Below are 17,153 nucleotides of genomic sequence, written 5' to 3'. Positions count from 1 at the left end.
TATTGGGTTCGAACCAACAATCGGTCCAATCTGCAAGAGGTGTGCCATCAGAAAGCGGGCCTTATAACAGCCAATTAGCGTATGTGGGAAGAATTGGCTTATCCGTGAACCGCGGAACTACGAAAATCTACGCAGAGATGCAGTAAAACTCCGCACCCTCCAAACAATCGCTTTCGACAAGCCGTCGATGCTGACTGTCAAAGTCGTCCCAGCCAAACCTGTGAGCCCGATCCAGAGCGCACGACCACTATATTTCGAAGATATTAGATGGCAATGTTGTTACATGAAATGCCAGCGGGCCAAAATTCTTGACATAGGTGAATCGAAACGCTTACAATCACGTCACCGACCAGTTCTATTTCTGACCAAAAAGTGAGGGAGAGATGTCATTTTCTCGACGTGAATTTCTAAAAGCCGCAGGTGTCGCTATGGGTGGCGCCGCGATCTTGCCGTCATGGATGTATGGGGCTCAGGCGTCGACAGCATTCTTTGCCGATGTTAACAAAGATGCCCTCGCGGACGCCGCTCTCGCGACCGCGAAGAAACTTGGCGCCAGTTATGCCGATATCCGAATAAACCGTTATCGCATCGAAGCCGTAAATACGCGCGAACGGCAGGTTCTGAACGTTTCGAGCGGGCAGAATTTCGGATTTGGTGTTCGCGTGCTGATCAACGGCACATGGGGATTTGCCGGAAGCCCGATCCTGACTGTCGACGAGGTCAAACGAGTCACCACCGAGGCCGCAGCAATAGCGAAGGCCAACTCGACCATCACGCGCAAAAAGATCGAGCTAGTCCCGACCCCAAAGGTCGTGACCACATGGAAGAGTTCATTTGAAAAAGACCCTTTTGACGTACCGATCGACGAAAAGGTGGGGATGCTGTTGAGGATCAATGAAGCGGCACTTGCCGTAAAAGGAATAAGCTTCGTGAATTCTTCACTTGGCTGTGTAAACGAACAAAAATACCTCGCTACATCGGACGGATCGCGTGTGGAGCAGTACATAATCCGAACAAATCCCAGCTTTAGCACGACAGCGACGAATCGTACTACAGGGGATTTCCAGTCGGTAAACTCCCTTCGTGAGGCACAGCAGATTGGCTTTGAATACGTCACTAAACACGATTGGGTATCCGAGGCAAAAACCGCGGCTGAACATGCGGTCATGAAACTCTTTGCGCCATCGGTAACGCCCGGAAAATTCGACCTCGTTCTCCATCCGTCACATCTTTTCCTGACGATCCATGAGTCAGTTGGTCATCCCACCGAACTCGACCGTGCGTTACTGTGGGAAGCAAATTATGCCGGCACAAGCTTCCTAACACCTGAAAAGACAGGCAAATTGCAGTTCGGATCAAAGATGGTCAATTTTGTTGCGGACCGTATTCAGCCGCAAGGGATGGCGACCGTCGGTTATGACGACGAAGCGGTCCCGGGACAGAGTTGGCACCTTGTGAAAGATGGTGTTTTTGTCGATTGGCAGACGACTCGCGATACTGCAAAACTCGTAGGAAAATCAAAGTCCTACGGCTGTCTGCACGCCGATAGCTGGGGCAGCGTGCCATTTCCTCGAATGCCGAACGTTTCACTGACACCATCAAAGGAAAATGTTACGCAGGACGATCTAATAGCCGGTGTCGATAAAGGCATTTTGATCTACGGCCGCGGCAGTTATTCGATAGATCAGCAGCGATACAATTTCCAGTTCGGCGGCCAGACATTTTGGGAGATCAAGAACGGTAAGGTAGCCGGTATGCTCCGCGATGTTGCGTATCAGTCAAGAACGACCGATTTCTGGGGCTCGCTTGACGGCCTTGGCGGTCGGTCGACCTATGAAATTCCCGGCTCGGCAAACGATGGCAAAGGTGAACCTGGGCAGTCAAATGCCGTTTCACATGGCTGCCCGCCGGCGAGATTTAGAAACATCAATGTTTTGAACACCGCTTCGGGCACTAATTCCGGCCAGACGGAGGACCACGAATAATGCTGCTCACCGAACAGGAAGTAAAAGACCTGACGAAAAAGATCCTATCAATGGTAACCGCTGACGATGCAGCCGCATCCGTCAGTTCGAACAAGCAATCCCATTTACGCTTTGCGGGAAATAACGTGCTGACGAGCGGAAGCCGCGAAGGCCGGAACGCTAACATCACAATATGGATAGGCGGAAAACGCGGAAGTTCGTCGACGAACGATCTCGATGATTCGAGCTTGAGAACAATGGTCGACCGTGCCCAGGAGATCGCCAAGACGGCCCCGCCTGATCGTGAGTATTTACCGTCCTTAGGCAAACAAAATTATAAGCCGACAAGCATGTTTTTTGAGGCTACCGCAGATCTTTCGCTCACTGACCGTGCCAAACAGATCGGCGACATAATAGGACTCTGCGAGAAAAGCGGCGTGATCGGTGCCGGTTTTCACTCAGCGACCTCACAGGCGGGCGGAAATGCTACGAAGAACGGGAATTTCGAATTCGAACGTTCTACAGGCGTCGGCCTTTCTGTTACTGCCAGAACGCCGGACGGACAGAGCAGCGGCTATTTTCTTCGTGGCCACAATGACATAGCAAAACTCGATACGATGCGGATAGCGCGTGAATCGATCCGCAAGGCCCTCGAAGGCCGCGGCGCACGGGCTATCGATCCCGGCATATATACCGTGATACTCGAGCCTCAGGCGGTTGCCGATCTGATCGGTGGTTTCGGCCTCGGATTCAACGCACGGACGGCGGAAGAGGGTCGCAGTGCATTTTCTGCACCCGGCGGCAAGACAAGGCTGGGAGAAAAGATGTTCGACGAAAAGGTGACCATCTATAGCGATCCCTGGCATCCGGAACTTCCGGGCTCACAATCCGTGGGCGGCGGAGGCGGCGGAGGGCTTCCGGCCCAACGTATTGTCATGGTCAACAATGGAGTGCTTGAGAACCTTGCCTACAACCGTTTCTGGGCGAATCAGAAAGGGAAAGAGCCAACTCCGGGCCCTGTCAACACGATCATGGAAACGAGCGGAAGCGTTTCGACAATAGAAGAAATGATCAGATCGACAGAACGCGGAATTCTCGTCGGTCGATTCTGGTACATTAGGCAAACCGATCCGCGGACAGCGAGTTCGACGGGCCTGACTCGCGACGGTGTATGGTGGATCGAGAATGGAAAAATAGCTTATCCGCTCAAAAATTTCAGGTTCAATCAATCGACGGTGAAAATGCTGGGCCCGGGCAATGTCTTCGCCGTCGGTAAACCCGAACGCGTTGGTTCAAGCGAAGGCGGCGGCGGTTCTTTGCTTCCCGCATTAAAGATCAAGGAATTTAACTTTACCTCGCAATCGGAAGCGGTCTGAGGTCTATATTATGTAAATTAAAAAAGGGCCGCTGTCTATACGATAGCGGCCCTTTTCGCTGCACTTTGTATCGAACCTACTTCTTTTTACCCAGCGATTTGGCCGATTTGACCGCCGTAATTCGGCCGCTGGCGGAGAGATCGGCTTCAAGTCCCGGGACAGTACATTTTGCACTGCCATCGATCGTGCCGACAACTTTGCACTTTTCGCCGTTGTTGCAAGCCGCCATGATCGCTTTGCCCGCGTCCGAATCGTTTGCGAAGCAGTAGCCGGCGTAATCGCCTGATTCCTCGCCGAAATAAAGGATCACAGAGTCCTGCTTTCCAGCTTGAAGTTCGCCCTCGACCTCGCCAGCTTCGCCTTTTGCCGGTGGTGCCGGAGTCGCAGCGGCCTTGGTCGCGGACGGGGCGGCGACTGGCGAGACGTTTGTTGCGGGCGATGCTGCGACAGGTTTGTTTGAATTGTTTGCGTTCGAGTTGTTTGCGTTCGTATTTGCGGCTCCGCCACAGGAACTTACGAACGACGCGAACGCTACAATTGCGACAGAAAGTATCAGGATTTTCATATTGTTTCTTAGTTCTAACGAAGTGAAGAATTGAGTTTGCCCAAAGCATCGGAGCCCGGACACAAAATGTCTTTTGAGATCGCGTTCAGCGGTGTTTCGCTTGTGTTTATCATCGAATGCAGATCGCTTGAATCTTCGTTGATATAAAGCAGCCCGGTGAGTATTTCGCCTTTCTGCTTTGCACGCTGCATCGCATTTATTGCCGAGAATCGATCTTGCGGATCCCAATCCTTTTGCAGTTTATGCAGCCGAATCTCACTGCCGTCATGCATCGTTATGTCCGACACGTCGCCGGCTTCGTACGTCGTCGTGATCTCTTTCTCATACGGCACAAAATCCATCGTGCCCGTAACCTCGACGTGTTCGCGGACGTAATCGTAAGATTTCGTCGAACCGGCGTTGTTGTTAAATGTAACGCATGGCGAGATGACATTTAGAAACGCAAAGCCCTTGTGCGACATCGCAGCTTTCATTAGTGGAATAAGTTGTTCTTTGTCGCCCGAGAAACTCTGCCCGACGAATGTCGCTCCAAGTTCGATCGCGAGGCTGGCGAGATCGATGGCTTCGAATAAATTTACGCTTCCCGCTTTCGATTTTGAACCGACGTCGGCGGTCGCGGAATCCTGGCCTTTCGTCAGGCCGTAGCAGCCGTTGTTCATCACGAGGTAAACCATATTCAGGTTTCGCCGCACGACGTGGACGAACTGTCCCATTCCGATCGAAGCCGTGTCGCCGTCGCCCGAGACGCCGAAATAGATCAGGTCGCGGTTCGCGAGATTCGCTCCCGTCGCAACCGAAGGCATACGCCCGTGGACCGAATTAAACCCGTGCGAATTGGACAAGAAATAAGCCGGAGATTTCGACGAACAGCCGATGCCCGAAAGCTTCGCCACCTTATGCGGCTCGATATTCAACTGCCAACACGCTTCGACGATGGCCGCATTGATCGAATCATGCCCGCACCCCGCACACAGCGTAGAAAGCGAGCCCTCATAATAATCGACCGTGTACCCAAGGTCGTTCTTAGGAAAAGCAGGATGTCTAAATGTTGATCGTATGTAAGTCATTTCGTGAATGAGGTCCTTATTTGTCTGACGATATTATCCGCCGTGATCGGCATGCCGTCGTAGTTGAGGACGGAGATGAGCTTTGCGGAGTCGGTGCCAAGTTCGATCATCATCAGGCTGCGGAATTGTGCGTCGCGGTTTTGTTCGATGACGAAGATGCGTTCGTGGGCATCGACGAAATCGCGGAAAGCCTGTCCGAACGGAAACCCACGAGCACGCATCGCATCGAGATGGATATCCTCAGCGGCGAGGAATTCAAGGGCTTCTTCGGCGGCGTATGATGATGTGCCGAAATAGATCACTCCGTCGCATGCGGAGAGAACCACCCCGTCAGCCGAAGCGGCTGCCACCCCTCCTTCGTAAGGAGGGGTGCCTCTGAAGAATTCCGGTTGCGGCACTAATTCTTTCGCTGTGTCCCATTTCCGTGAAAGCCGGTCGACGTTGCGGCGATAGGCGTCGCCGTCCTCGGTATAAACGGCGTATTCGTCACGCGATGAACCACGTGTGACGAACGCACCGTGCGTGGCGTGCGTACCCGGTATCGTTCGGTACGGAATGCCGTCGTCATCGACGTCGAGATATCGTCCGTATTTGCCTTTGAACTGTTCAAGCGGCTGGCTCGGGGCGTGGTCGCTATTCGCCTGCCCGTCGAGTTCTGCCATGACAACCGACATCTCATCCTTGGCTGAGCCGTTTGTCCGCAAAGAGATCTTACTCACAGCCGACATCAGGGTTGCGGTGCTGATGCGGTCGAGCTCTTCGCTCGTCAGATATTTGCCGCGGTCGTATTCGCGTTTGTCGTCCCATACGAGGGCATCGGAAATGTGGTCGTTCATGCCGAGGTCCAGGTCGGTCATGATGATGACTGGCGTTTGAAGCCGCTCGGTCAGGTCAAACGCATCGACGGTCATCTCGAAACACTCTTTCGGCGAAGCCGGAAATAGCAGCGGATGCTTCGTGTCTCCGTGGGAAGCATAAGCCGCCAGCAATATATCTGACTGCTGCGTTCGCGTCGGCATGCCGGTCGAAGGGCCTGTCCTTTGCACGTCGATCAATACGGCCGGGACTTCGGCGAAGTAGCCCAAACCCAGGAACTCATTCATTAGTGAGACGCCAGGACCGCTTGTGGCGGTAAAGGATCTCGCACCGTTCCAGCACGCGCCCATGACCATGCCGATCGCGGCGAGTTCGTCTTCGGCCTGTACGATGGCGTAATTGTTTTTGCCCGTTTCTGCGTCGACGCGGAACTTAGCGGCGTACTTCGCAAACGCATCAACCACGCTCGTCGAAGGCGTGATCGGATACCACGCAGCAACGGTAGCACCGGCGTAAACAGCCCCGAGTCCGCATGCGGAGTTGCCTCCGAATAATATCTTATCGCCGAGCAGATCGCGGCGTTCGACGCGGATATCCAAAGGACAATCGAAGTTCTCTTTGCAGTAATCAACGCCGATGTTCAATGCTTTGATATTGGGCTCGATCAGTTTCTCTTTACCTTTGAACTGTTCGCCGATCTGGCCTTCGAGAACCGCAAACTCAATATCAAGCAACGCTGACAAAGCTCCGATATAAACGATGTTCTTGAATAGTTGCCGCTGCCGCGCATCAATAAACTCTGCATTGCAGAGGGCCATCAGCGGAATACCGATGTGCGTGATGTCGGTGCGGTCATAGCCCGGCGGCAATGGCTTTGACGAGTCGTAGAGAAAATAGCCGCCCGCTCGAACATCGGCGTAGTCTTTTTTCATCGACTGAGGATTGACCGCGATAATCAGATCGACGCCTTCGCGGCGGCCGAGATAGCCCTTTTCGCTGACACGCACCTCGTACCACGTGGGCAGGCCCTGAATATTCGACGGAAAGATGTTCTTCGGCGTTACCGGCACGCCCATCCGAAACACCGCCTTGGTAAACAAGGCATTAGCCGACGCCGAACCGGTCCCGTTCACATTTGCAAATCTGACGACAAAATCATTTACCGACATCCGTATTTCACCTCGCCAGCTTTGGTCACGTTATAAAAGAATTTTTGCATATCCCACGCTGCCGTCGGGCAGCGTTCGGCACAGAGGCCGCAGTGGAGGCAGACGTCCTCGTCCTTTGCCATGATTCGGCCGGTCTTTAGGCCGTCTGCAACGTAAATGTCTTGCTTCAGATTCAGTGAAGGGACTTTTGTGCGGGAACGCAGATCTGATTCGTCGCCATCCGCCGTGAAAGTAATGCAGCTCGTCGGACAGATATCTACGCAAGCGTCGCACTCGATGCATTTTGGAGCGCTGAAAACAGTCTGTACGTCACAATTGAGGCATCGTTCAGCCTCTTTGTATCCAGCAAGCGGGTCAAAGCCGAGCTCGACCTCCTTTTTGCGATCCTTGAGAGTCTGATCTTTCGGGGCTTGCGGTACTGCCAATCGATCATATTCGTCAATTTCACTGTCATAAGCCCATTCGTGGATGCCCATTTTTTGCGAGATCAGATTTACGAATGGATCAAGACGCTTGTTGATATCTTCGCCTTTACACACCAGATCGATCGAAACGGCCGCTTGGTGGCCGTGGGCGACCGCAGTAATAACATTCTCCGGCCCAAACGCTGCATCACCGCCGAAGAAGACCTTTGGATGAGTCGACTGGAATGTCGTTTTATCAACAACGGGCATTTCCCATTTGTCGAACTCAACGCCGCAATCGCGTTCGATCCACGGGAAGCTGTTCTCTTGCCCAACGGCTATTAACACATCGTCTGCGGGATAAAAGGCTTCGGGCTCGCCGGTTGGGACCAGTGAGCGTTTACCGTTCTCGTCATACTTGGCCTCGACCTTTTCGAACGTCATGCCCGCCAGCTTTCCATTTTCAATCACAAACGACTTAGGAACGTGATTGTCGATGATCGGAATGTCTTCGTGCTGTGCATCTTCCTTTTCCCATGGACTCGCTTTCATCGACGCGAAGGGCGATCGGACGATGACCTTTACGTCTTCGCCGCCAAGTCGACGCGCCGTACGGCAGCAGTCCATCGCGGTGTTTCCGCCGCCCAGGACGATGACGCGTTTCCCTATTTTGTCCGTGTGTTCAAAGGCGACCGAGCCGAGCCAATTGATGCCGATGTGAATGTTCGCATCGCCTTCGTGTCGGCCAGGTAGATCAGGCAGGTCGCGTCCACGAGGTGCACCTGTCCCGACAAAAACCGCGTCATAATCCTGCCCTAACACTTCCCTTAGAGACGAGACATAATGCTTGAAATGGGTGTGGATGCCGAGCCGCAAAATATAGTCGACCTCTTCATTAAGCACGTGCTCAGGAAGACGAAACGCCGGGATCTGCGAACGCATAAATCCGCCGCCCTTTATCTGCTCATCAAACAAATGAACTTCGTAACCCAATGGTGCGAGGTCACGTGCGACGGTCAACGAAGCCGGTCCGCCGCCGATCAATGCGACCTTTTTACCATTCGGAGTAAATGGCCCCGTAGGCATATATGGAATAACATCGTCCCGATTGTCGGCAGCAACGCGCTTAAGGCGGCAGATCGCGACGGGCTCTTCGTCGATACGACCACGCCGACAAGCCGGTTCGCATGGGCGATCGCATGTTCTCCCAAGGACGCCCGGAAACACGTTGGAATCCCAATTTATCATGTAAGCCTCGGTATATTTGCCCTCGGCGATCAGGCGAATGTACTCCGGCACCGGCGTATGCGCCGGGCAAGCGTATTGGCAATCAACGACCTTGTGGAAATATTCGGGATCTTGAATGTCTGTAGGTTTCAAAAGGGCACGTTCCTTGTTCTCAGAATTCTGCGACAGTAAGTAAAAGAAAATAATAATTGATGTTCAAGATGTTTGCTAGGAAACTGATCGTAATTAGGTCAAATTTGATCTCTTTTTCTCAGGCTGTACGGAATACCCCTTCGTTGGACGCGAAAACGGTGGTTTCGCTCCGCGGGGCAGCGATTTGAGCCAAGACTTAACAAACCGATGATCGCGTGGTGGCGAAAAGCCACGCTCTCGCGAAAATTTTCGCGACCGATCGTGAAATGCCGGTTACAACACTCATTTTCTGCAACTTATACTGCCTGAAAACCGGTACCACGAGGCATAGCTATTGCACCCATTGGTGTCGTGGACAGCAATATCTTACAACCCCAACTTTCCGACAAAGCGATCTTCAGGATCAGAGGAATATCAAAGGTCTATCATATGGGTGAAGTTGATGTGCATGCATTGAATCAAATTGACTTTGATCTGTTTGAGGGCGAGCTTGTGGTTTTGCTCGGAGCATCCGGCAGCGGAAAGTCTACGCTCTTAAACATCATTGGAGGTCTTGACACTCCTTCCGCAGGAGAGGTGATTTATGCAGATCATGACCTGACCAAAGCCTCTGACCGGCAATTGACGGAGTACCGCCGTGACCACGTAGGATTTGTCTTCCAGTTTTACAACTTGATTCCCAGTCTAACAGCTCTCGAGAACGTGCAGTTGATAACCGAGATCGCTGCGAACCCAATGTCTGCCGAGTCGGCTCTCGATATTGTTGGGCTTAACGACAGGCAAAATCATTTTCCCGCACAACTCTCAGGCGGCGAACAACAAAGAGTGGCGATCGCACGTGCGATCGCAAAACGTCCGGATGTACTGCTGTGCGATGAACCGACAGGTGCTCTGGATTATCAAACAGGAAAGATCGTTCTTGAGGCGATCGAGCTCGTCAACCGCGAGCTAAATACGACCACCGCAGTGATCACGCACAACGCATCGATTGCGCAGATGGCCGATCGAGTGGTCCGCATTGGCAGTGGAAACATAGTCTCGATCGAAAAGAACGTTTCAAAAGCGAAACCTGCTGACTTGATCTGGTGAGATCAATGGAGAAACAAATATGACTTATGCTCATTTGCACCTTATGCTTAACCATTTACCGCTATTTGCCGGGTTATTCGGCACACTTATCCTGGCGTGGGGCTTGCTTCGTAAGTTCGAAAATATACAGTTCGTCGGTCTAATTCTCATTATTCTCAATGCGTTGGCATCGGTACCGGTCTATCTTACCGGCGAGCCTGCGGAGGATGTTGTTGAAAAATTGCCGGGCGTTTCGGAGCAGTTGATCGAAGCGCACGAATCTGCAGCAATGTTCGCGCTTATTATCGGCATAATTGCCGGTGTTGCTGCAATCGTCGCATTCGCCTCTGCAAGATTCGCTTCTAAGAGTTTCAACACGGTAGCGGTCTACGCTGCATTGATCGCAGGCTTAGTCTCAGCAGTTTCGATGGGCTATACGGCCAATCTTGGTGGTCAGGTCCGGCACTCAGAGATTCGACAGGCTCAGACGCTAAGCCCAGCCGGCGAGAAGAAGACAGAAACCCGAAGATCGGGCGATGACGACGATCATTAGCGATGAGACGAGCGCTCACAATAAAATTACTACGTGACATACTCCATCTTCGGGGACAATTACTGGCAACCGCGTTAGTGGTCACGTGTGGTGTGGCATCGTATGTAGCTATGCGAAGCACATATGAATCGCTGGTCTCGACACAAGAAAGCTACTATTCCGAATACCGGTTCGGCGATGTATTCGCACATCTCACAAGAGCACCGCTTTCGGTTCGACAAAGGATCGAACGAATACCAGGGATAGCCGCGGTACAGACTCGAATTGTCTCGAATTCAATACTCGATCTCCCGTACCTTCGTGAACCGGCATCGGGTCGGATCGTATCGATTCCCGAACACAAGGAACCGATGCTGAACGATCTGCATCTTGTTAGCGGACGCTATGTTGGTCTAGGCGCGGCCGATGAGGTGATCGTTAGCAGCTCGTTTGCAAATGCGAACGGATTTGAGCCCGGTGACTCATTTTCGGCAGTGTTGAATGGACGATGGCGTGAGCTGAAGATCGTAGGAACCGGACTCTCCCCGGAATATATCTATGAGATCAGTCCGGGGCAATTATTCCCGGACAATAAGAGATTTGGGATCATTTGGATGAGCGAACGAGCAATTACCACAACGTTCGACATGGACGGTGCGTTCAATGACCTGTCTGTTACTCTTGCGCCCGGAGCCCAACCCGAAGAGCTGATATTGGAGATCGATCGAATACTGGACGAATATGGCGGAATCGGTTCATTCGGCAGGCACGAACAGGAATCCTTTCGCTTTCTTGAGAACGAATTTGGCGAACTCCGCACTTTTGGTACGTTTCTTCCACTTATTTTTCTTGGTGTCACTGCGTTTTTGCTCCATCTTGTTATGGCGCGCTTAGTCAATACTCAGCGCGAGCAGATCGGTCTGCTCAAGGCGTTTGGATATAGCAATAGCGAGATCGGAATGCACTTTTTAGGGCTTGCATTTGCCGCTGTGATAGGCGGGATATTGTTCGGAATCGTTATCGGATATTGGATGGGCAGCGGTATGACATCAATGTATACCGACTATTTTAGATTCCCGATCCTAGCGTTCACATTCAGTTGGACGCTTGTGATCAGTTCGGTCTTGATCGCACTCGGATCTGCCTGCATAGGTGCCTTTTCCGCCGTACGGCAGGCAGTAATGCTTCCTCCGGCCGAAGCAATGAGGCCCATAGCACCTGTCAATTACAAGCCCGGCTTGATCGAAACAATTGACCTGAACAAACACATTTCACCGGAGTCTCGAATGATCTTTCGCAATCTCTCGCGCCAGCCATTCAAAGCCCTTTTGTCTGCGTTCGGTATTGCGGCGGCGGCGGCATTGCTGTTCACAGGCTTTTATTTCGAAGACGCGATCAAAGTGATCGTTGATATCCAATTTGAAAGATCGATCAGAGAGGACGCTATCGTTACGTTCAACCGTCCAAGACCACAACAGGCGAAACTCGATCTTGGGTCGTTGCCCGGAGTGCTGGATGTCGAGGCTTTTCGAGCGGTTCCCGCCAGACTGTCATTCGAGCATAGAGCCAAACGGGTCGGCGTAACCGGGCTCGAGTCCTATCCGGTCCTGCATCGGATCGTCGATCAGGATTCATCCGTCTACCATTTACCGCCGGAGGGTATTGTGTTGTCAAATCCACTGGCAAGAGAACTCGGGGTATCGGCCGGCGAATCTGTGACCGTCGAAGTGCTCGAAGGGTCCAGGGTGATCAAGAAGATCAATGTGACCGGCACGGTTGCCGAACTCATGGGCATGAACGCGTATATGCAGATCGGTGCACTCAACCGCTTGGTAAATGAGGATGACGTGATTTCCGGAGCCTATATTCGATCAGATCCACTGACTGAAGATCTGCTTTACGCCCGATTGAAGCGACTGCCGGAAATAGCCGGTGTAAGTCTTCCCGGTTCAATAAAACAGAGCTTTAACGAAACGTTTGCGCAAACGATCGGCATTTTCACTTTCGTGCTTGTTCTTTTTTCGAGCGCGATCGTGTTTGGAGTGGTTTACAACACGGCGCGCATCACGTTGTCGGAACGAGGCCGGGAATTAGCTTCCCTCCGTGTGCTTGGATTTTCAAAGAAAGAGGTCACGGTAATTCTCTTGGGTGAACACGCCGTCTTGACCATGCTTGCGATCCCTCTCGGATTCCTGGCGGGCATCGCAACGTGCTACAGCATGAATAATCTGATCGACAATGAATTGTTAAGGCTCCCTATGGTATTTAGTCAGAGGACATTTTTATTGACGGCGATCTATGTTGCTGCGGCGGCGGTCATCTCTGGTCTTCTGGTCTCGTGGCGATTGCGGGGACTAGACCTTATTGCTGTCCTTAAAACGAGAGAATAACATGTTAAACGTATCAAAAAAACAGATGCTGTATCTTGCGGCGGCTGTCGTTGTCGGGCTCATATTGGCTTGGCTGCTGCTCAGCGAAGAGTCGACATCCGTTGAGGTAGCGACGAGCCGGCGTGGGCCGATGACAGTTGCGGTCGAAGCGGAAGGTAAGACACGAGCTCGAGTGAAGATAACGGTCAGCGCACCGGTTTCCGGACGGATGTCGCGGATAAAGTTGACTGAGGGCGACTTCATACCACACGACTATCCGATCACCGAGATCGATCCAAATCCGCCGGTCCAGCGGACTCCGGATAAGCGGGACGAACTCCCAAACATATATGCTGCCAGAGTGTTTGCTCCGATCGCCGGGAAAGTGCTGAGGATCGCTCAAAAGAGCGAAGGTTTCGTTACCGCCGGAACCCCACTGATCGAGATCGGCGATCCGGACAATATCGAGATCGTCGTGGACGTGCTCTCGACCGACGCGGTAAAGATACCGCCCGGTGCGCCTATCATGGTGATCAATGAAAGCTCGACAGAACCGTTGAAAGCCCGTGTCCATCTGATCGAGCCTCAAGCCACAACAAAGGTCTCGGCACTCGGCGTCGAGGAGCAGCGGGTAAATGTGATCGGCGAGTTTTTTGTCCAAAGCGCCAAAGTTCGGAGACAATTACCGCGTCGACGTGAGCATCATCGTATGGGAATCAGATGATGTTTTGACAATTCCCTCAAGCGCCTTGTTTCGGAGTGGAGATGAGTGGAATGTATTTGTAGTCGAATCCGGCCGTGCCAGACAGAGAGCTATAAAAACGGGCCGGCAGAATGCCGAGAGCACGCAGATAGTCGAAGGAATTTCAGACGGCGAGATCGTGATCCTTCATCCGCCAAGTCAAATAGTAGACGGAGCAAAAGTATCCACGAGGTGAGGTGCCCCAAAGAGATCCTTTGAACCCAAACTATAGATGGTACTTTTCGTGCAGTACGCCGATCGACGCCATCATGTAGAGCACGGGATCCATTGACGCACGGGCCGCGTCATCCATCGTTGCGACGCCATCTAGCATCTTAATGACGGCCGCATGGTCGAAGAACGGCACCGAACGAAAACTCTCGCTCCGCAAGATGTCCTGCAGCATAATGTACATCGCGTCGTCGTTTCGCCTAGTGGTCGGCGGTGCGAGGAAAGGCTGCTTTAGCCCCCTATAGACCTCATCGGTGATATACGGTTTGACGGCTTCGCGAAGCAGATATTTTAGTGTTCCGCCCTTTGCGAGCATCGCAACCGGGATCGAACTCACGTATTCGAACAGTTTGTGATCGAGAAACGGCAGACGCACTTCAACCGCGTTTGTCATATCGAGGCGTTCGGCGGCTAGTACGTAGTTGACGAAGAGCGACTTCATCCATAGATACAGGATCTGCTTCGCCGGTTCCCTGCCCAGCAGGGTTTTGCGATAGTCAAACTGCCGGAAAAACTCGCGGTACGGATCGCGGCCGGGGAATTTCGCTGTAAGTTCCGGTGCGATGATAGTGTGTAGAAAGTCGAATTTCTCCGCGACATAATCCGTCAAATTCGGCGGGAAGGCGAGAATGTGGCTGAGGCGTGCGAGCCACGGCGAGGTCGCGGCGATGCGGCGTTCGGTCTCGGTCTTGGGCTTAAAAAGACGGGCGAACATTGTTGCATACTTCGCCATCGCGGACGATCCGCTCGCGAGAACCGCCTGGCTTGAGAAATCATATCCCGCGAAAAGTTCGTCCGCACCTTCGCCGCCGATGACGGTCTTGTAGCCTTCGGCCCGCACGGCTCGGCTGAGGTGATAGCGGGCCGCTCCGTGGGCGTTATAGTGGATCATCTCGCCTTTCCAGACAGAATCGTAGAAAACATCGGCGAAGTCCGTGCCTTTCACGGCGATCGGTCGAAACTCGGCACCCGCATGTTCAGCCATTCGTCTCGCGGGCCCGCTTTCGTCGAAATCGGGATGATCGAACGCGATCGTGAACGCCGTAAACTTCCCTTCCGCATAACGGCTCGCCATCCCAAGTACGGACGAAGAATCGACGCCTCCGCTGAGATAGCATCCGACCGGCACATCGGCACGCATTCGCAGACGGATCGCCTCGTCTAGCATCGATCGCACCGTTTCGATACACTCCGTTTCGGATGTGTGTGGATGTGCGGCGTTCGCCTTTGGATAGCCGACGTCCCAATAGCGTTTGACCGTGACCTTTCCGCGTTGTGCGATCAGGTAATGGCCGGGCGAGAGTTGGCGAACATTGCGGAACAAAGTCCTGTCCTGGTCGAACGAAAAGAAAAGGTTCTGGAACACCGATTCCTGGTCCCATGCGGCGCGAACACCGGCGGCGAACAGCGCCTTTGCTTCCGATGCGAGCTTTAGCCCGTCGGCATCCTGCACGTAGAACAGCGGCTTGATGCCAAAACGGTCGCGGGCGGCGAAGAGCGTTTCGTTCTCTTCGTCCCAGATGACGAACGCAAATTCCCCTCGCAGATGTTCGAGGCATGCCGGCCCCATTTCTTGATACAGATGCAGGGCGATCTCGCTGTCGGAACGCGTGCGGAATTTATGGCCGCGGTTCTCGAGTTCGCGTGTGATCCGTTCGAAATCGTAGAATTCGCCGTTGTGTATTATGTGCAGCTTGCCGTCTTCGCCGGCGATCGGTTGGGTGCCGGTGACGAGGTCGATGATGTTCAGACGTGCGTGGCCGAGAGCGGTGCGTCCGTTCGGCGAAACCCAACTGCTCTGTTCATCGGGTCCGCGTGGAATAAGCGCGTCAATCGACCGGCCGAGAGCGTCAGAATTCACCGGCCTGTCATTATTGAAAATCGCAACGATCCCGCACATATCTAAAACACCGCCCGTTCGCCGTCACAGCTAAACATCATCAACAGTACATTATCAAATTCGCCCGGGCCGCCGTTTGGGTCGATGCGTTCGAAGGACGAATGGGCTTCGACGACGCCGACAGGCCTTGCGACACGGCAATAGCGGTTCGCGGTGCGTTCGAGGATGTTTGAGCGCAGTTCCTGCCGCCGCTCGGGCGGTATTTTAAGCCACGTGATGTCGTGAATATAAAAATCGAGCAGCACACCACGCAACGAACGCACGAACATCGCGTCCGGATCGACGTCAACACCATTAGCAACGACGCGGTAGTGCGTCGCATAGTTCCGGTTGTCGATCCAGTTGAATAGCTGATATTGCTGAGCGATGCCCATGATCCAAAGCGCACCAAAAAATGTCATTTGCACAGAATCGAGCCCGTCCGCGCGTCCGTCGACGAGTTGCGGACGGTTCTCGCGGGAAATGACCTCGCCCGACTTCATCTCACGTGGTGCGGTTCGCCAGTTTATCAGAGAGACCGAGCTGACCATCGCCAGCGTCAGTGCGGTGACCATAAATAGTGCGACGGCGCCGGACAAACCGAATCGTTTTGAACCCACCGGCTCGATATAGACGCCGCGAAACCATGTCATCAGCTCTTCGCGGAACATCAGGATCGTCGTCGCTGCACAGGCAACGTTCGCGTACGGGATATTCAGAGTTGCTACGGAGCCGAGATGCAGCCCGAGGAATGCCGCGAGCATCACGTACTTTGCCCAATGCCCACGCCGCAGTACGAACATCAGCGGCACCAGGGGCTCGAGAATGAGCGTCGCGTAGTTAAATATCCTCAGCAGTGGGATATGCCCGGCGGTCCAGGTTGAACTGTAGTACGACACCGGCAGCTTGAATACGACGTACAGAGCGGTGCCGTCGAGCCACATCGGGCTCGTCCATTTCCAGAGACCGGCAACTAGATAGAGCAGCGTCAGATTCCCGAGGAAAAGCCGCAGGGTCGCTCCGGGCACGGTGACAGTTTTCCAACGTTCCCCCGCCGCACGGCGGTCCCGCAGCCATTCGCCAAGCACCAGCGTGCGTCCGACCGGCATCACCAGCATCCAGAACAGCAGCAGATGCATGATCGAATCATCGACATACATCACAATAAAGTTCCGCCGATACGTACTGACTGCGATAATGTACAGGATCAGGAAAAAGAACTTAACACGATACCCGAGGATCAGCGGTACGCAGCACGCGATGGCGATCCCGAACGCCGCGTAGAACCATTCGATGCTCATCCAATCGCGGAATATTCCGATCTCGGTGAACCAATACATCTCGAGTATCAAACGGTGGTCGAGCAATCCGTCGGGCCCGCTGAAATCCGCCGTCTCGGCGAACGTCCGCACAAAATACACCAATATCAGCACGCCCGTCACCACGCGAAACATATCCAGCGGCAAAGCATCGACCGGGCGCGTCAATGCGGCAAACGCGCGTGAGCCGAATGCAGTCCCGCCATTATGTGATGTCTTTTCGTCCATTCCACAGTCGAACCGAACGCGCCATCCGGGCCCAATTTACCTTT

At 53.3% G+C, this 17,153-nt stretch carries 12 protein-coding genes; 6 read left to right on the top strand and 6 right to left on the bottom strand.

Going from position 1 to position 17,153, the window contains the following annotated elements; genetic code table 11:
• Positions 1 to 383 precede the first annotated feature (383 nt).
• Positions 384 to 1,985, top strand: a complete 1,602-nt coding sequence (locus IPK01_19005; protein MBK7935518.1) for a TldD/PmbA family protein — start codon at positions 384 to 386, stop codon at positions 1,983 to 1,985.
• Positions 1,985 to 3,340 carry a TldD/PmbA family protein gene (locus IPK01_19000; GenBank protein MBK7935517.1) on the top strand — a complete coding sequence of 452 codons (1,356 nt, stop codon included), beginning with the start codon at positions 1,985 to 1,987 and terminating at the stop codon, positions 3,338 to 3,340. The genes IPK01_19005 and IPK01_19000 overlap by 1 nt, the downstream gene beginning before the upstream one ends.
• A gap of 76 nt (positions 3,341 to 3,416) precedes the next feature.
• On the opposite strand, the gene IPK01_18995 is transcribed toward IPK01_19000, so the two are convergent.
• Genes IPK01_18995 through IPK01_18980 form a run of 4 tightly spaced genes read right to left on the bottom strand, consistent with a single transcriptional unit; the run spans position 3,417 to position 8,741 of the window.
• Entirely contained in the window at positions 3,417 to 3,905 is a 489-nt protein-coding gene (locus IPK01_18995; protein ID MBK7935516.1) for a hypothetical protein, read from the bottom strand.
• Positions 3,906 to 3,919: 14 nt separating this feature from the next.
• The gene (locus tag IPK01_18990) at positions 3,920 to 4,972 is read right to left on the bottom strand and encodes a 2-oxoacid:ferredoxin oxidoreductase subunit beta (GenBank protein ID MBK7935515.1); all 1,053 of its coding nucleotides are present in this window, start codon (positions 4,970 to 4,972) and stop codon (positions 3,920 to 3,922) included.
• Positions 4,969 to 6,957 carry a 2-oxoacid:acceptor oxidoreductase subunit alpha gene (locus tag IPK01_18985; protein MBK7935514.1) on the bottom strand — a complete coding sequence of 663 codons (1,989 nt, stop codon included), beginning with the start codon at positions 6,955 to 6,957 and terminating at the stop codon, positions 4,969 to 4,971. The genes IPK01_18990 and IPK01_18985 overlap by 4 nt, the downstream gene beginning before the upstream one ends.
• Positions 6,948 to 8,741, bottom strand: coding sequence for an FAD-dependent oxidoreductase (locus IPK01_18980; protein ID MBK7935513.1), 1,794 nt, complete (start codon positions 8,739 to 8,741; stop codon positions 6,948 to 6,950). Before IPK01_18980 ends, IPK01_18985 begins: the two co-directional genes overlap by 10 nt.
• Positions 8,742 to 9,170: 429 nt before the next feature.
• Here IPK01_18980 and IPK01_18975 point away from each other — a divergent pair, with 429 nt between their 5' ends.
• Genes IPK01_18975 through IPK01_18960 form a run of 4 tightly spaced genes read left to right on the top strand, consistent with a single transcriptional unit; the run spans position 9,171 to position 13,434 of the window.
• Positions 9,171 to 9,830 (top strand): ABC transporter ATP-binding protein, encoded by a 660-nt coding sequence (locus tag IPK01_18975; GenBank protein ID MBK7935512.1) that lies wholly within the window; start codon positions 9,171 to 9,173, stop codon positions 9,828 to 9,830.
• A gap of 43 nt (positions 9,831 to 9,873) precedes the next feature.
• Positions 9,874 to 10,362 carry a hypothetical protein gene (locus tag IPK01_18970; protein MBK7935511.1) on the top strand — a complete coding sequence of 163 codons (489 nt, stop codon included), beginning with the start codon at positions 9,874 to 9,876 and terminating at the stop codon, positions 10,360 to 10,362.
• Positions 10,363 to 10,364: 2 nt separating this feature from the next.
• Entirely contained in the window at positions 10,365 to 12,731 is a 2,367-nt protein-coding gene (locus IPK01_18965) for an ABC transporter permease (GenBank protein MBK7935510.1), read from the top strand.
• Between the two features lies 1 nt (position 12,732).
• Positions 12,733 to 13,434 (top strand): HlyD family efflux transporter periplasmic adaptor subunit, encoded by a 702-nt coding sequence (locus tag IPK01_18960; protein MBK7935509.1) that lies wholly within the window; start codon positions 12,733 to 12,735, stop codon positions 13,432 to 13,434.
• A 244-nt stretch (positions 13,435 to 13,678) separates the two neighbouring features.
• Here IPK01_18960 and asnB read toward each other — a convergent pair whose 3' ends face one another.
• Positions 13,679 to 15,583 carry an asparagine synthase (glutamine-hydrolyzing) gene (gene asnB, locus IPK01_18955; GenBank protein MBK7935508.1) on the bottom strand — a complete coding sequence of 635 codons (1,905 nt, stop codon included), beginning with the start codon at positions 15,581 to 15,583 and terminating at the stop codon, positions 13,679 to 13,681.
• Positions 15,584 to 15,585: 2 nt separating this feature from the next.
• Positions 15,586 to 17,109, bottom strand: coding sequence for a hypothetical protein (locus IPK01_18950; protein ID MBK7935507.1), 1,524 nt, complete (start codon positions 17,107 to 17,109; stop codon positions 15,586 to 15,588).
• Positions 17,110 to 17,153 lie beyond the last annotated feature (44 nt).

This window comes from Acidobacteriota bacterium (assembly GCA_016713675.1).
Taxonomy (GTDB): domain Bacteria; phylum Acidobacteriota; class Blastocatellia; order Pyrinomonadales; family Pyrinomonadaceae; genus OLB17.
Note: the sequence above shows the minus strand (reverse complement) of the source record. Positions and strands in the feature narration are given on the sequence as shown.

Bases quoted from the DNA above. Each gene is read 5' to 3' on its own strand.
- IPK01_18970 (MBK7935511.1), top strand. From the start codon at position 9,874: ATGCTTAACCATTTACCGCTATTTGCCGGGTTATTCGGCACACTTATC.
- IPK01_18975 (MBK7935512.1), top strand. From the start codon at position 9,171: ATGGGTGAAGTTGATGTGCATGCATTGAATCAAATTGACTTTGATCTG.
- IPK01_18950 (MBK7935507.1), bottom strand. From the start codon at position 17,109: ATGGACGAAAAGACATCACATAATGGCGGGACTGCATTCGGCTCACGC.
- IPK01_19000 (MBK7935517.1), top strand. From the start codon at position 1,985: ATGCTGCTCACCGAACAGGAAGTAAAAGACCTGACGAAAAAGATCCTA.
- IPK01_18960 (MBK7935509.1), top strand. From the start codon at position 12,733: ATGTTAAACGTATCAAAAAAACAGATGCTGTATCTTGCGGCGGCTGTC.
- IPK01_19005 (MBK7935518.1), top strand. From the start codon at position 384: ATGTCATTTTCTCGACGTGAATTTCTAAAAGCCGCAGGTGTCGCTATG.
- IPK01_18965 (MBK7935510.1), top strand. From the start codon at position 10,365: ATGAGACGAGCGCTCACAATAAAATTACTACGTGACATACTCCATCTT.
- IPK01_18990 (MBK7935515.1), bottom strand. From the start codon at position 4,972: ATGACTTACATACGATCAACATTTAGACATCCTGCTTTTCCTAAGAAC.
- IPK01_18995 (MBK7935516.1), bottom strand. From the start codon at position 3,905: ATGAAAATCCTGATACTTTCTGTCGCAATTGTAGCGTTCGCGTCGTTC.
- asnB (MBK7935508.1), bottom strand. From the start codon at position 15,583: ATGTGCGGGATCGTTGCGATTTTCAATAATGACAGGCCGGTGAATTCT.
- IPK01_18985 (MBK7935514.1), bottom strand. From the start codon at position 6,957: ATGTCGGTAAATGATTTTGTCGTCAGATTTGCAAATGTGAACGGGACC.